This window comes from Pseudomonas sp. TAA207, assembly GCF_001529285.1.
Classification (GTDB): Bacteria; Pseudomonadota; Gammaproteobacteria; order Pseudomonadales; family Pseudomonadaceae; genus Aquipseudomonas; species Aquipseudomonas weihenstephanensis.
Genome location: NZ_LLWJ01000071.1, coordinates 104,986 through 118,716, shown reverse-complemented (window position 1 = coordinate 118,716; position 13,731 = coordinate 104,986). Strand labels below are relative to the sequence as shown.

The following is a 13,731-nucleotide window of genomic DNA, read 5'->3' as shown; positions in this document are numbered from 1 at the left end:
AGGGGCGAATTCGCCCCTAGAGGTTTTGCGAGGTTTGGGCGTTAAGCCGCTTCAACTTTGCGGTGTTTGAGGTTGAGGCTGGTCATGTATTGCGCCAGGTGTTCCTGCTCTTGAGCGGTGGTGAACAGGCCCAGCTTGGTGCGACGCCACAGGATGTCGTGTGCATCCAGTGCCCATTCCTGAGTGCACAGGTAATCCACTTCTCGGCTATAGAGGCCGCTGCCGATGTGCTCACCCATGTCTTCAAGGCTTTGAGCGCCGTCCAGCAGACGCCATGCGCGGTTGCCGTAAGTGATTGCCCAGCGTTTGGCAATGGCAGCATCGAGCCAGCTGTGAGCGTTGATCAGGGCGGCACTCAAGGCAGCCGGTGTGGTCATGTCTTCGCCGCCAGGCAGTGTGGCGCTGGCAGTCCAGCTTGGCTTGATCTGCGTGAAGAAGGGCGTCAGTTGCGCCATCGCCGATTCAGCCAGTTTGCGATACGTGGTCAGCTTGCCACCAAATACCGACAACAGGGGCGCTTCACCCGGTACGCCGGACAGGGCCAGGGTGTAATCGCGTGTCACAGCCGACGGGTTATCGGATTCGTCGTTGCACAGGGGCCGCACGCCGGAGTAAGTGCGCAAGATGTCGGCACGGCTTACTTGCTTTTTGAAGTGGGCGTTGACCACGTTCAGCAAGTACTCGGTTTCTTCTTCGGTAATGCTGACCTTGGCCGGGTCGCCGGTGTATTCGCGGTCAGTGGTACCGATGATGGTGAACTGGTCCATGTACGGAATGGTGAACACAATCCGCTGGTCTTCGTTTTGCAGGATGAACGCATTCGGCGCGTCATACAGCTTGGGTACGATCAAGTGGCTGCCTTGAATCAGGCGAATGCCATAGGGCGATTCGAGCTTGAGATCGTCCTTGATGAACTTGGCAACCCAGGGGCCGGCAGCGTTGACCAGCGCTTTACTGCGAATCGAGAACACGCTGCCGTCAGCGCGTTCCAGGTTCAATTCCCACAAGCCTTTGCTGCGACGAGCCCCCACGCAGCGGGTTTGGGTATGCACATGAGCGCCATTTTCGCGCGCGGCCATTGCATTGAGCACGACAAGGCGGGCGTCATCGACCCAGCAATCCGAATATTCGAAGCCTTTAGTAATTTCAGCTTTGAGCGGGCTGTCTGCGCCGAACTTGAGGCTGTTGGAGCCTGCCAGCTTTTCACGCTTACCCAAATGGTCGTAAAGGAACAGACCCGCGCGGATCATCCAGCCAGGACGCAGGTGGGGGCGGTGCGGCAACACGAAACGCATCGGTTTAACGATGTGTGGGGCTTTGGCCAGGAGCACTTCACGCTCAGCCAGGGCTTCTCGCACCAGACGGAATTCGTAATGTTCGAGGTAGCGCAGACCGCCGTGAATCAGCTTGCTACTGGCTGACGATGTGTGGCTGGCGAGGTCATCTTTTTCACACAGAAAAACCGACAAGCCGCGCCCGGCTGCGTCTGCGGCGATGCCGACACCGTTGATCCCGCCGCCAATCACGGCAACATCGTAGACCTCAGCGAGAGGGGTGGCAGGCAAGGTGTTGTGCGACATGGATGAGCCTCGCGTTGTTTACGCATATTTGAATTCGAACATTAATGTTCATTTTCGAAAATGGTAGCGGATAAACAGGCGGGCAGCCAGCACCCTTCGATTGAAAAAACTCATCGAAGAGGGCTGAAAGGAAGAATTTCGAACATTTTGCCGATATGCATTAGGTAGAAGCTGCTGAGGCGCGAAGGCTGCGTCTTGATATCTGGCCAATATCTATTACGAAATAACCGCCAAAAATCGCAGCCTGCCCTAACGCCTACAGATTAGCGTGGAATGCAGTTACACCACTTCGAGGCGGATTTTGTTCTGGGCCAACAATTGAGCCAGCTCTGGCACGGGTGGTTGATCGGTCACCAGGCAATCGATCAGTGTGATTGGACCCAGGCGTACCATCGCGTTACGTCCGAACTTGCTGGAGTCTGCGGCCAGTATGGTTTGCCGGGCATTGGCAATGATGGCTTGGGAAACGCGTACTTCTTGGTAGTCGAAGTCCAGCAGGCTGCCGTCTGAATCGATACCGCTGATACCTACCAAGGCGTAGTCGAATTTGAATTGGTTTATGAAGTCGACACTGGCCTGACCAACGATGCCGCCGTCGCGACGCACGTTACCGCCTGCAATCAGGACTTCAAAGTCATCCTTGGCGCTCAGAATTGAGGCGACATGCAGGTTGTTGGTGATGATTTTTAGGTGGCTATGGTTGAGTAACGCTCTGGCTATCGACTCGGTGGTAGTGCCGATGTTGATAAAGATCGAGGCGTGGTCAGGAATCTGGGCAGCGATGGCTTCGCCGATACGGCGTTTTTCATCGCGCATTTGATCCGCGCGCATGGCGTAGGCGGTGTTTTCAACACTGGAGTCATAGGCTGCTCCACCGTGGTAGCGACGCAACAAATCGGCTTCGGCCAATTGGTTGATATCGCGACGAATGGTCTGCGGTGTGACGACGAACAACTGCGCCATTTCCTCGATGCTGACATAGCCGCGCTCGCGAACGAGTTCGAGGATCTGCTGTTGGCGTGGAGGCAGATTCATGGAGTTTCCTTTGGGCGGCGAAGCAAATTCGCCCATGATGCCGCAGGAAAGCGCCGCCTGCCACTCACAGGCGCCATGAAGTCAGTTGATAGAAGCCAACGCCTCAGGCGTCAGCTTCTGGCATTGCCTGCCTTGCTTAGTTGTTTTCTTCGTGAGGTTCCCAATCGCGGGTGCGGCTCACGGCTTTTTTCCAGCCAGCGTAGAGCTTCTCTTTGTTGGCTTCGTCCAGCGTTGGTTCGAACTCGCGTTCGATGACGGCTTTACCACGCAACTCGTCCAGGCTGCTCCAGAAACCGCATGCCAGACCCGCCAGGTAGGCAGCGCCCAACGCTGTGGTTTCGCGCATTTGCGGCCGTTCCACCATGGTGCCCAGGATGTCAGCCTGAAACTGCATCAAGAAGTTGTTGGCGACTGCGCCACCGTCGACGCGCAGGGCTTTAAGGCGTTCGCCCGAGTCCTGCTGCATGGCGTCGAGTACGTCGCGAGTCTGGTAGGCAATCGACTCAAGAGCTGCGCGAATGATGTGATCTACACGTACGCCCCGAGTCAGACCGAACAGAGCACCCCGTGCATACGGGTCCCAATACGGTGCGCCAAGACCGGTAAACGCCGGGACCAGATACACGCCATTGCTGTCTTTGACTTTATTGGCGAAATATTCGGTGTCGTGCGCATCGTTGATGATTTTTAGTTCGTCACGCAGCCATTGCACGGTGGAGCCACCGTTGAAAACTGCACCTTCCAATGCGTAGGCAACTTCGCCACGGGGACCGCAGGCGATGGTGGTCAACATGCCGTGTGTGGATTTGACCGCGTTGGTGCCGGTGTTCATCAGCAGGAAACAACCGGTGCCATAGGTGTTTTTCGCCTGGCCCGGTTCTACGCACATCTGGCCGAATAAAGCGGCCTGCTGATCGCCTGCGATGCCGCCAATGGCGATGCCGCTTTTGGTGCGACCGTAGATTTCGGAGGAGGATTTGACCTCTGGGAGCATTTCACGCGGGATATCGAGCACTTCCAGCATCTTCGCATCCCATTCCAGCGTATGGATGTTGAAGAGCATGGTGCGTGAGGCGTTGGTGTAGTCGGTGACGTGGGTCTTGCCGCCGGTAAATTTCCAGATCAACCAGCTGTCGATGGTGCCGAACAGCAGTTCGCCATTGCGGGCGCGCTCGCGGCTGCCTTCAACGTGGTCGAGGATCCATTTCAGCTTGGTGCCCGAGAAGTACGGGTCGGTGACCAGACCGGTGGTCTCGCTGATGTATTGCTCGTGGCCGTCGCGTTTGAGCTGTTCGCAGATCTCGGTACTGCGTCGGCATTGCCAAACGATCGCGTTGTAGATGGGACGGCCGCTGATTTTGTCCCACACAACGGTGGTTTCGCGTTGGTTAGTGATACCAATGGCGGCCACTTGGTCATGATGCAGACCGGCTTGTGCCAAGGCTTCAACCATTACGGCACTTTGGGTGGCGAAAATTTCCATCGGGTCGTGCTCAACCCAGCCGGCTTGCGGGTAGTGCTGTTGGAACTCACGTTGTGCGGTGCAAACCACGTTGGCGTCACGATCAAAGATGATCGCTCGCGAGCTGGTGGTGCCTTGGTCCAGCGCAATAATGTAGTTCTTATTCTGAATGTCGGTCATGGGATTGCCTTGCAGAATGAAGTAATGGGTTCAGGGCGCGAGAGCGTTAACGGGCAGTGATCTGCTGCGCCCCGTTTCATAAATCGATGTCAGGACGCTGTTTTTACCTCAGCGCTGGCTTGGGCATCCGTTGCCACAGCTTCGACGGCAGGCAGGTGGCGGGCAATCATCCCGCGATAAATCGCTGCGCCGAGGCAGGCACCGACGATCGGTGCAAAGATGGGGACCAGAAAATAAGGGATATCCCGCGCGCCGGTGAAAGAAACTTCCCCCCAGCCCGCAAAAAAGGTCATCAGTTTAGGCCCGAAATCACGTGCCGGGTTCATCGCAAAGCCGGTCAGCGGGCCCATCGAGCTGCCAATCACAGCAATCAGCAAGCCGATCAGTAACGGCGCCAATGGGCCGCGTGGCAGACCATTCTTGTCATCAGTGAGGGCCATGATTACGCCCATCAGGATAGCGGTGATCACCATCTCAACCAGAAACGCCTGCAATGTTGAGAGCGCCGGGTGTGGGTAGGTTGAGAACACCGACGCCAGCTCCAGGCTTTCCTTGCTACCGCGCACCATCTGGTGAGTTTGTTCGTAATCGAAGAACAGGTTGCTGTAGAGGGTGTACACCAATGCCGCGGCGCAGAAGGCACCAGCCACTTGGGCGAGGATGTAAAACGGCAGTTTTCGTTTTTCAAAATCGGTGAACAGGCACAGCGCGATGCTGACTGCGGGGTTTAAGTGAGCGCCTGAAACTCCCGCGGTCAGGTAAATCGCCATGCTGACGCCAATGCCCCAGATGATGCTGATTTCCCAGAGGCCAAAGCTGGCGCCCGCCACCTTGAGGGCTGCGACACAACCTGTACCAAAGAAGATGAGAAGTGCGGTGCCGAGAAACTCGGCCATACACTGGCCTGAAAGCGTTGGGTGCTGCGATGCAGTCGTCATTTTGAAACCTCTTTTTTGTTGTTTTTTGACGTCGTCAGTCAGGTTGGTCGTGAAGCTGCACAAAAACCGGGAAGTTTTGCGCCCGGTTTTCGTGTGCGGATAAAAATGTTCAGGTATCGAGCGTATATATTCAGAATCGAAAAAATATAGACAAGAAACACGGCTGTCAAAGGTCGAAAGTGAACGAGCCGTCGTATTCTGACTTTTGAGAGATGTTTTGGGGCTTGTTTTTCTGTAAGCAAAGGCTACAAATTGGTAGGAGCAGGTGTAACGATTCATCAGGTATTTAATTCGGAACGCCCGTTCCAACGCCTTTTTACGGGCAGATGGCCTAAAATCCGCACGCGATTGTCTTTACTCACTCCACGATTGGAACGCACATGACCCCCGCACTGGACCTGCTGAAAAAAGTTTGCGCACAACACCAGGTACACAGCTATGAGCACGACCCCAAAGCGCCTTCTTATGGGCTAGAGGCCGCAGAGAAACTGGGGCTAGAGCCTGGTCGGGTGTTTAAGACGCTGTTGGCGAGCAGTGAAAAAGGTGAATTGTTGGTCGCTGTGGTACCAGTCGTCGGAAGTCTTGATCTCAAAGCGTTGGCTCATGCAGCCGGGGTTAAAAAAACCGAGATGGCTGACCCTGCGGCGGCGCAAAGAGCGACAGGGTATTTGCTGGGTGGGATCAGTCCGTTGGGACAAAAGAAGCGTCTGCGTACCTTTATAGATAGCAGTGCACAGGATTTAACCACTCTTTATGTGAGTGCGGGGCGACGCGGGCTTGAGGTCGAGCTGGCGCCAGGCGTGTTGGCAGCGCAGACACAGGCCACCTTTGCCAACATTGGGCGAGATTGATCAGCCGCTACAGGCGTCAGTGTTTGCTCGCTGTAGCGGCGCTGTTGCGGGTTAAGCCGCACGGGAGTACAGCATCTGCACGTTATGCATCCGTTTGGGCAGGTTGTCGTTTATCAGTGGGACGTGCTGATGCGTCTAACGCCGGCCTCGCTGTGCGGGATTTGCGCAGCGGTGCTGCCACTGGTTTGAAACATCACTAAATGCTCTGCCGCGACCCGGATGCCCACTTCTGTGCCAGGTAAATGGTCCACGTGGCTTGGGAAAATGGATTCCAGCTGGCTGCCTGTCGGTAATTGCAGACGATACAGCGTTGAAGCCCCCAAAAACGTTTTACCGATAATGCGCGCTTTCAAGTTGCTGTCCGGTGCGTAGACGATGTCGTCCGGGCGCAGTAATACATCGACAGCACCCCCTGTTGGCCAGGTATAAGCCCGATTGCCTTGCAACACGCCCAGCTCGGTCTGAACCGATTCCGGGCTGAGCAATTGGCCACGAATGAAGTAACCCTGGCCAATGAAACTTGCGACATAGGGTGTGAGCGGTTCGTGATACAGGTTGTAGGGCGTATCCCACTGTTCGAGACGACCTTCCTTGAACACGCCGACGTGGTCGCTAACAGCGAAGGCTTCTTCTTGATCGTGTGTCACCAAAATCGCACTGGTGCCACGGGCTTTCAGAATGTCCCGTACCTCGTGGCTCAGCTTGCGCCGCAACTCACCGTCCAGATTCGAGAACGGCTCATCAAGCAATAGCAGTTGCGGTTCTGGCGCCAGTGCACGGGCGAGTGCTACACGCTGCTGTTGCCCACCCGATAGCTCGTGCGGGAAACGCTTGCCAAGGTTCTTCAGGTTGACCAGTTCGAGCAACTCTTCAGTAATGCGCTCTTTGCCTGGAAGTTTGCGAATACCGAACGCAATGTTGTCCGCCACGCTGAGATGGGGAAACAGCGCGTAGTCCTGAAACACCATGCCGATCCGGCGTTTTTCGGGCGCCAAGGTGAACCCGGCGCTGGAGATGATTTCACCGCCCAGCTGGATTTCTCCTTGATGAACGGGTTCAAAGCCTGCAATCGCGCGCAAGGTTGTGGTTTTGCCACACCCTGAAGAGCCCAGCAGACAACCGATGTCGCCTGCATTGAGGTGCAAGTTGAGGTTCTGTACCACGCTCTGGCCTTGATACCCGCAGGCCAGATCGCGCAGGTTAAGCAGTAGAGGCTGACTCATGCGTGGTGGTACGCCGGTTGAACGAGGAATTCGAGCAGCGCTTTTTGTGCGTGCAGACGGTTTTCGGCTTGATCCCAGGCGACTGAGCGCGGATCGTCAAGCAAGTCGACACTGATTTCCTCGCCGCGATGAGCGGGCAGGCAGTGCATGAACAGCACGTCTTCGGCAGCCAGGTCGAGCAGCGCTTTATTGACTTGGTAAGGGGCGAACTGCTTCAAGCGTTTGGCCGTTTCTTCCTCTTGGCCCATAGACGTCCAGACATCCGTACTCACCAGGTGCGCGCCTTTAACCGCCTCGCGTGGATCGCGCACGATGGTCACGCGTTCGCCTGCCAAGGCAACAAACTGCGGGTTGGGTTCATAGTCTTGCGGGCAAGCGATGCGCAGCTGGAAGTCGAACTGAATGGCCGCTTCTATATAGCTGTTGCACATGTTGTTACCGTCGCCGATCCAGGCCACGGTCTTGCCTTTGATCGAGCCGCGATGCTCCATGAACGTTTGCATGTCAGCCAGTAGTTGGCAGGGGTGCAAGTCATCTGACAGACCATTGATCACGGGAACGCGGGAATTGGCCGCGAACTCAGTCAAGGTGCTGTGAGCGAAGGTACGAATCATCACGGCATCAAGCATGCGCGACATGACAATGGCGCAGTCACCGATAGGTTCGCCGCGGCCCAGTTGGGTGTCGCGCGGCGACAGGAAGATGGCCTGACCGCCGAGCTGGATCATGCCGGCCTCGAAGGACAAGCGGGTGCGGGTCGACGATTTCTCGAAAATCATGCCCAGCACGCGGTTTTTCAGAGGTTCGAAGAGTACGCCGCGATGGCGCAGGTCCTTGAGCTCAATGCCTCGACGAATCACGCTGATTAGCTCTTCGGGCGTGCAATCCATGAGGGAGAGAAAGTGCCTTGCGCTCATCATTAGCTACCTTTTTTACAACGACTGCAGATGCTCAAAGCCGGGATTTTCACAAAAACGGGCGAGACCTGCGGCGTAAGCCGCACGGGGCGACGAAATAGGGGAAGGCGCGATCTTATAAGGAAATGTCGCGTCTTGCCAATCAGGGTGTTTTTTTAGAGGGTTCAGGTTCCGTTCGTCCGCCGTTAGCGTGTATCTGGATCACCTGGAGGATGGCTTCCTGCCCTCAGATGCCCATTTGTACACTGCCCTGACATTGCTTGGCAATTTATGGGCGGCAGAAGCAGATTATCGTCTGTGGGGCCGACCGAGCGTCTTGCTTGTGTTTCCGTTACAATGCGCCACCGTGCCGACAACTGAGTCGGAAAGTTCAGCCGAGGTGCTCCATGGATATCATCGAAACTATTAAAGAACAGATTGCCAACAATACCGTTCTGCTCTACATGAAAGGCTCGCCGAATGCCCCGCAGTGCGGCTTTTCGGCTAAAGCTGCTCAGGCTGTGATGGGCTGCGGTGAAAAGTTCGCTTACGTGGACATCCTGCAAAACCCGGAAATTCGCGCCAACCTGCCAAAGTACGCCAACTGGCCAACCTTTCCTCAATTGTGGGTAGGCGGTGAATTGGTGGGCGGCAGCGACATCATGGCTGAGATGCATGCCGCTGGTGAGCTGCAAACGCTGATCAAAGAAGCCGCCGCGAAAGCAGCAGCTGCCAAGACCGAAGCGTGATGACGGTGGTGCGCTAACTATTAGCGCACAATAAAAAACCCCGCCCTGCGATGAACAGGGCGGGGTTTTTTAATGAGTGCGAAGTTGCTTATTCACCCATTTGAGATTGCAGATAGTTCTCAATACCGACTTTGTCGATCAAACCTAACTGAGTCTCCAGCCAGTCAATGTGCTCTTCCTCAGATTCAAGAATATCTTCGAGAAGTTCACGGCTGCCGAAATCGCCGACAACTTCGCAATGGGCAATGGCAGCTTTTAGATCAGCATGGCCGGTGCGCTCAATACGCAGGTCGCACTCAAGCATTTCTTTGGTGTGCTCGCCGATGTGCAGCTTGCCCAGGTCCTGCACGTTAGGCAGACCTTCTAGAAACAGAATGCGTTTGATCAGCTTGTCAGCGTGTTTCATCTCATCGATGGACTCGTTGTACTCATGCTTGCCCAACTTTTCCAGGCCCCAGTCCTGATACATGCGTGCATGCAGGAAGTATTGATTGATTGCGACCAGCTCGTTGCCGAGGATTTTATTGAGGTGCTGGATGACTGAAATGTCGCCTTTCATCGCGAGGGCCTGCCTTAGTTAACTGTATATGCGCCAGAGTTTGAGCCGCGCACTTACAGCTGTCAAACCTAAGTAGTTGAATAATAAATGAAAATTAATCGGAATAAGAATGTTTGTGTTCCGCGTCTAGACGCTAAGCACTTGAATTCAGAGCATAAAAAAACCGGACATTAGTCCGGTTCTTTGAAAATGGCTTATTCAGGCAGCTGAAAAATCTGCGGGATAACTCATAACGGCCTGGCTGGCTTGTAGTGACGTCAAGGTTTCACGAACCACTTGTTTGGCCAGGCATGCACATTTGCCGCATTGGCTGGCAACACCCGTCGCTTCGCGGACTTCACGGTAGCTACAGCAACCGTCGTAGATTGCGTCGCGGATTTTTCCATCGGTGACGCCAGTGCAAAGGCAAACGTACATAAATAAGAACCATCGCTGGTTGGGATTCAATGCGATGGATCTTAATGTTAACGAGAATGATTGTCAAAGCAACTTGGGTCTCGATAGGGCCTCGATTTGGTGTGGCTGACGAACGGTGCCGCGATGATCTGCACTTGCCATGAAAAAGGGGTAAGGCCGGTTCCGACGAGCGGTGTATGATGCGCGATCTTTTCACGCGAGCGCTGGCTGTAATAATGCCTTTCAACGAAGGTTAGCCAGTTCCCGTTCTTCACGCTGCACATCAGGAGATATCCATGAGCGTACTCGTAGGCAAACAAGCCCCTGACTTCACCGTAGCCGCTGTTCTGGGCAATGGCGAAATCGTTGACAGCTTCACGCTGTCCACCGCGATCAAAGGCAAATACGGCCTGGTGTTCTTCTACCCGCTGGACTTCACCTTTGTGTGCCCATCGGAGCTGATTGCCCTGGATCACCGCATTCCTGAGTTCAAAGCACGTAATGTTGAAGTGGTTGCAGTCTCTATCGACTCCCATTTCACACACAATGCGTGGCGCAATACCCCAGTTAACAACGGCGGTATCGGTCAGGTGCAATACACCATGGCTGCGGACATGAAGCACGAAATCTGCAAAGCCTACGACGTTGAGTCCGAAGGTGGTGTCGCTTTCCGTGGTGCTTTCCTCATCGATGACAAGGGCGTTGTTCGCTCGCAGATCGTTAACGACCTGCCACTGGGCCGCAACATGGACGAGTTGCTGCGTCTGGTTGATGCATTGCAGTTCCACGAAGAGCACGGCGAAGTGTGCCCTGCCAACTGGAAAAAAGGCGACAAAGGCATGACCGCTTCGACTGCGGGTGTTGCTGCTTACCTGACCGAGAACGCTGACAAGCTGTAAACGTTCGTTTCAGGTATAAAAAAACCGGACTCAGTGTCCGGTTTTTTTAGGCTGGCAAGAAAGTCCAAGCGACTGAATCAGTCGTTGAAGTCTTTCCAACCGCCCATTTGTTTCCAGCTGTTGACGATGCCACAGAACAGCTCAGCTGTTTTTTCGGTGTCGTAACGTGCCGAGTGTGCTTCGCGCCCGTCGAAGTCGATATCAGCGGCCTGACACGCCTTGGCCAAAACGGTTTGACCATAGGCCAAGCCTGCCAGTGTTGCAGTGTCAAAGCTTGAGAAGGGATGAAACGGATTACGCTTCATGTCCAGGCGCGCGGCAGCAGCGTTCAGGAAGCCCAAATCGAAACTGCTGTTATGGCCTACCAGAATGGCTCGCTTGCAGCCGTTGGCTTTCAAGGCTTTGCGTACGCCACGGAAGATGTCATTCAGCGCGGTTTCTTCGCTAACGGCCATTCGCAGTGGGTGATCAAGCTTGATGCCGGTGAACTCCAGCGCAGCGGCTTCGATGTTGGCACCTTCGAACGGCTCAACACGGTGGAAATAGGTGTGCTCGGGGAACACGAAGCCTTTTTCGTCCATGCCGATGGTCACAGCGGCAATTTCCAGCAATGCATCGGTCGCGCAATTGAAACCACCGGTTTCAACATCAATCACAACCGGCAGGTAACCGCGAAAGCGCTCGGCCATTGGGTGGCGAGGGCCGCTATGACCGCCTTCGTGTTCGTCATCAAAATGGTCGTCACTCACAACTGTTCCTCCAGCAGGCGCCAGCGCAGTTTTTCACCGGCGCGCAGCGGGATTACGGTCAGCTCGCCGAAGGGCAGGCTGCTTGGGGCGGTCCACTCCTGGCGAACCAGGGTGATGTGTTCGGCGCTTGGCGGCAAACCGTAGAAGCGCGGGCCGTTCAAGCTGGCAAATGCCTCCAGTTTGTTCAGCGCATTGCGCTGTTCAAAGGCTTCGGCATACAGCTCAATGGCCGCGTATGCGGTATAGCAGCCAGCACAGCCGCACGCTGCTTCTTTTGCGTGTTGGGCATGCGGGGCCGAATCGGTACCCAGGAAAAACTTTTCGCTGCCACTGGTTGCCGCATCCAACAGCGCTTCCTGATGGGTGTTGCGCTTGAGAATAGGCAAGCAATAGAAGTGCGGGCGAATGCCCCCCACCAACATATGGTTGCGGTTGTAGAGCAGGTGATGAGCGGTGATGGTTGCGCCGACGTTGGCCGAGGCCTCGTTGACGAACTGCACTGCATCGGCAGTGGTTATGTGCTCAAACACAACTTTCAGCGTAGGAAAGCGATCCACAACGCGGCGCATGTGCTCGTCGATGAAGATTTTTTCGCGATCGAATACATCCACATCGCTGCGTGTTACTTCGCCGTGGATCAGCAATGGCATGCCGACTTCGGCCATGGCTTCAAGCACCGGGAAAATGGCATCGATGCTGGTGACGCCAGAGTCGGAGTTGGTTGTGGCGCCAGCAGGATAAAGCTTGGCAGCGTGAACGAAACCGCAAGCCTTGGCCGTACGAATATCTTCAGGCTGTGTGCGATCGGTGAGGTAAAGGACCATCAACGGTTCGAAGCGGCTACCGTCAGGGCGCGCAGCTAAAATACGCTGGCGATAGGCATCTGCTTCGGTTGCATTACGCACCGGAGGTACCAGGTTGGGCATGATGATGGCGCGGCCAAAAGTGCGCGCAACATCCGCGACAGTGTGAGGCAACATGGCGCCATCGCGAAGATGTATGTGCCAGTCGTCGGGACGCAGCAGGGTCAGGCGGTCGGACATTGGGGATTCCAGGCGGGTCAAACTGAGGCGAATGCTACCGGAAAACACTCTCTCAGGCACTCGCTATCAAGTTTTGTGGCGCTTAACCGATATCTCTTGAGAACGCCGTAAATCTGTTTGCTGTTTTTTTGCCGTACAAGCCTGTGGAGCCTCCCGTGCGCCAGCGTTATCTAGCCCTACTCAGTATGTTTGCCAGCCTGCCTGCCATGGCCCTGACTTTTCAGACGCGTCTGGAGAATATCGAGTGGAAGGTAGAAGGTGACAAGTTCGAGTGTCGTCTGATTCAGCCCATCACTGATTTCGGTTCCGGTGCCTTTGTGCGTCGTGCGGGTGAGCAAGCGGTTTTCCGTTTGAATGCCTACAACTCGATGATGGGTGAAGGGTCTGCGACGCTGCTGGCTGCGGCTGCACCCTGGCAGCCAGGGCGTGGTGATATTAATTTGGGGGCGGTGCGCATAAACCGCGGCCACGTGCTGTTTAACAGCTCTCAGGCCCAGGCAGGCAGTTTGGTCAGAGGGTTGCTGGAAGGTCGCAGTCCGTTGGTCAGGCATTACTCCTCGTCAGGTGGGCTCTCGGAGGTTCGCTTGTTACCGGTCAAGTTCCGTCAGGCTTATGGTGATTACGAGGCATGTACTGCCAAGCTGCTGCCGAAAAACTTTGAACAGGTACGCCAAACTCAGATTGGCTTCCCGGGGGGAGGTATTGAGCTGGACGCTCAGGCGCGGATTAATCTGCAAGTCATGGTTGATTATATGAAGGCAGATCCTACGGTAAACCACGTCACGCTGGACGGTCACTCCGACAATACCGGCAATCGCTTGACCAACCGGGACTTGTCCCGACGCAGAGCGCTGGCCGTGATGGACTATTTCAAGGAGAACGGCCTGCAAGAGTCGCAAATCACCCTGCGTTTCCACGGTGAGCAGTATCCTTTGGTGCGCAATTCCAGTGCGGCAAATCGTGCGAAAAATCGTCGAGTCAGTGTGCGACTCGATCGTACCCCCGCGTCTGAAAAAACGGCTCCGGCGGCAAGCGTTATCAACCCTGCAAACGTCTCTTGAATGCGCCTTGTTCGTCGCGCAAATGAAAGTAACTGTCGCTTTGTCGTCTTAAGCTGTCGCGCCTCTGTAAATTCATACACTTGAGCGGTAGACTGTTCGGCTTTTCGAAC

Annotated in this window: 14 protein-coding genes; 4 read left to right on the top strand and 10 right to left on the bottom strand. The window is 55.2% G+C overall.

The features are described from left to right. Positions 1 to 41: 41 nt before the first annotated feature. The 4 genes from glpD to AP059_RS18720 all read right to left on the bottom strand — a co-directional run bounded on the left by glpD (position 42) and on the right by AP059_RS18720 (position 5,195). On the bottom strand, positions 42 to 1,580 hold the full coding sequence (glpD, locus tag AP059_RS18735) for a glycerol-3-phosphate dehydrogenase (RefSeq protein WP_059764909.1): 1,539 nt from the start codon (positions 1,578 to 1,580) through the stop codon (positions 42 to 44). A 279-nt stretch (positions 1,581 to 1,859) separates the two neighbouring features. Next, positions 1,860 to 2,615 carry a DeoR family transcriptional regulator gene (locus tag AP059_RS18730; protein WP_048362679.1) on the bottom strand — a complete coding sequence of 252 codons (756 nt, stop codon included), beginning with the start codon at positions 2,613 to 2,615 and terminating at the stop codon, positions 1,860 to 1,862. A 136-nt stretch (positions 2,616 to 2,751) separates the two neighbouring features. Further along, on the bottom strand, positions 2,752 to 4,257 hold the full coding sequence (glpK, locus tag AP059_RS18725) for a glycerol kinase GlpK (protein ID WP_059764907.1): 1,506 nt from the start codon (positions 4,255 to 4,257) through the stop codon (positions 2,752 to 2,754). Between the two features lie 89 nt (positions 4,258 to 4,346). Beyond that, positions 4,347 to 5,195, bottom strand: a complete 849-nt coding sequence (locus AP059_RS18720; protein ID WP_059765192.1) for an MIP/aquaporin family protein — start codon at positions 5,193 to 5,195, stop codon at positions 4,347 to 4,349. Positions 5,196 to 5,575: 380 nt separating this feature from the next. Between AP059_RS18720 and ybaK the strand changes: the two genes are divergently transcribed. After that, complete coding sequence (gene ybaK / locus AP059_RS18715; RefSeq protein ID WP_059764905.1) at positions 5,576 to 6,046, top strand: Cys-tRNA(Pro) deacylase; 471 nt, start codon at positions 5,576 to 5,578, stop codon at positions 6,044 to 6,046. A gap of 113 nt (positions 6,047 to 6,159) precedes the next feature. Here the strand turns inward: ybaK and AP059_RS18710 are convergent, their stop codons facing one another. Beyond that, positions 6,160 to 7,269, bottom strand: coding sequence for an ABC transporter ATP-binding protein (locus tag AP059_RS18710; RefSeq protein ID WP_059764903.1), 1,110 nt, complete (start codon positions 7,267 to 7,269; stop codon positions 6,160 to 6,162). Beyond that, a complete protein-coding gene (gene argF, locus AP059_RS18705) occupies positions 7,266 to 8,186 on the bottom strand; it encodes an ornithine carbamoyltransferase (protein WP_048362684.1) in 921 nt (306 codons plus the stop codon). The genes AP059_RS18710 and argF overlap by 4 nt, the downstream gene beginning before the upstream one ends. 386 nt (positions 8,187 to 8,572) lie before the next feature. On the opposite strand from argF, the gene grxD reads away from it, so the two are divergent. Continuing rightward, positions 8,573 to 8,914 carry a Grx4 family monothiol glutaredoxin gene (grxD, locus tag AP059_RS18700; RefSeq protein ID WP_059764901.1) on the top strand — a complete coding sequence of 114 codons (342 nt, stop codon included), beginning with the start codon at positions 8,573 to 8,575 and terminating at the stop codon, positions 8,912 to 8,914. Between the two features lie 88 nt (positions 8,915 to 9,002). On the opposite strand, the gene bfr is transcribed toward grxD, so the two are convergent. Continuing rightward, positions 9,003 to 9,473, bottom strand: coding sequence for a bacterioferritin (bfr, locus tag AP059_RS18695; RefSeq protein ID WP_019411006.1), 471 nt, complete (start codon positions 9,471 to 9,473; stop codon positions 9,003 to 9,005). A 198-nt stretch (positions 9,474 to 9,671) separates the two neighbouring features. Then, complete coding sequence (locus tag AP059_RS22135; RefSeq protein ID WP_082706834.1) at positions 9,672 to 9,890, bottom strand: bacterioferritin-associated ferredoxin; 219 nt, start codon at positions 9,888 to 9,890, stop codon at positions 9,672 to 9,674. A 275-nt stretch (positions 9,891 to 10,165) separates the two neighbouring features. Here AP059_RS22135 and AP059_RS18690 point away from each other — a divergent pair, with 275 nt between their 5' ends. Further along, entirely contained in the window at positions 10,166 to 10,768 is a 603-nt protein-coding gene (locus AP059_RS18690) for a peroxiredoxin (RefSeq protein ID WP_048362688.1), read from the top strand. A gap of 77 nt (positions 10,769 to 10,845) precedes the next feature. Here AP059_RS18690 and rnt read toward each other — a convergent pair whose 3' ends face one another. Both rnt and pyrC read right to left on the bottom strand, forming a co-directional pair. Next, positions 10,846 to 11,517: a ribonuclease T gene (rnt, locus tag AP059_RS18685; RefSeq protein WP_059764899.1), complete on the bottom strand. Its 672-nt coding sequence runs from the start codon at positions 11,515 to 11,517 to the stop codon at positions 10,846 to 10,848. Further along, positions 11,514 to 12,560 carry a dihydroorotase gene (gene pyrC / locus AP059_RS18680; RefSeq protein ID WP_059764897.1) on the bottom strand — a complete coding sequence of 349 codons (1,047 nt, stop codon included), beginning with the start codon at positions 12,558 to 12,560 and terminating at the stop codon, positions 11,514 to 11,516. The genes rnt and pyrC overlap by 4 nt, the downstream gene beginning before the upstream one ends. A 155-nt stretch (positions 12,561 to 12,715) precedes the next feature. On the opposite strand from pyrC, the gene AP059_RS18675 reads away from it, so the two are divergent. Then, entirely contained in the window at positions 12,716 to 13,621 is a 906-nt protein-coding gene (locus tag AP059_RS18675) for a flagellar protein MotY (RefSeq protein WP_059764895.1), read from the top strand. Positions 13,622 to 13,731 lie beyond the last annotated feature (110 nt).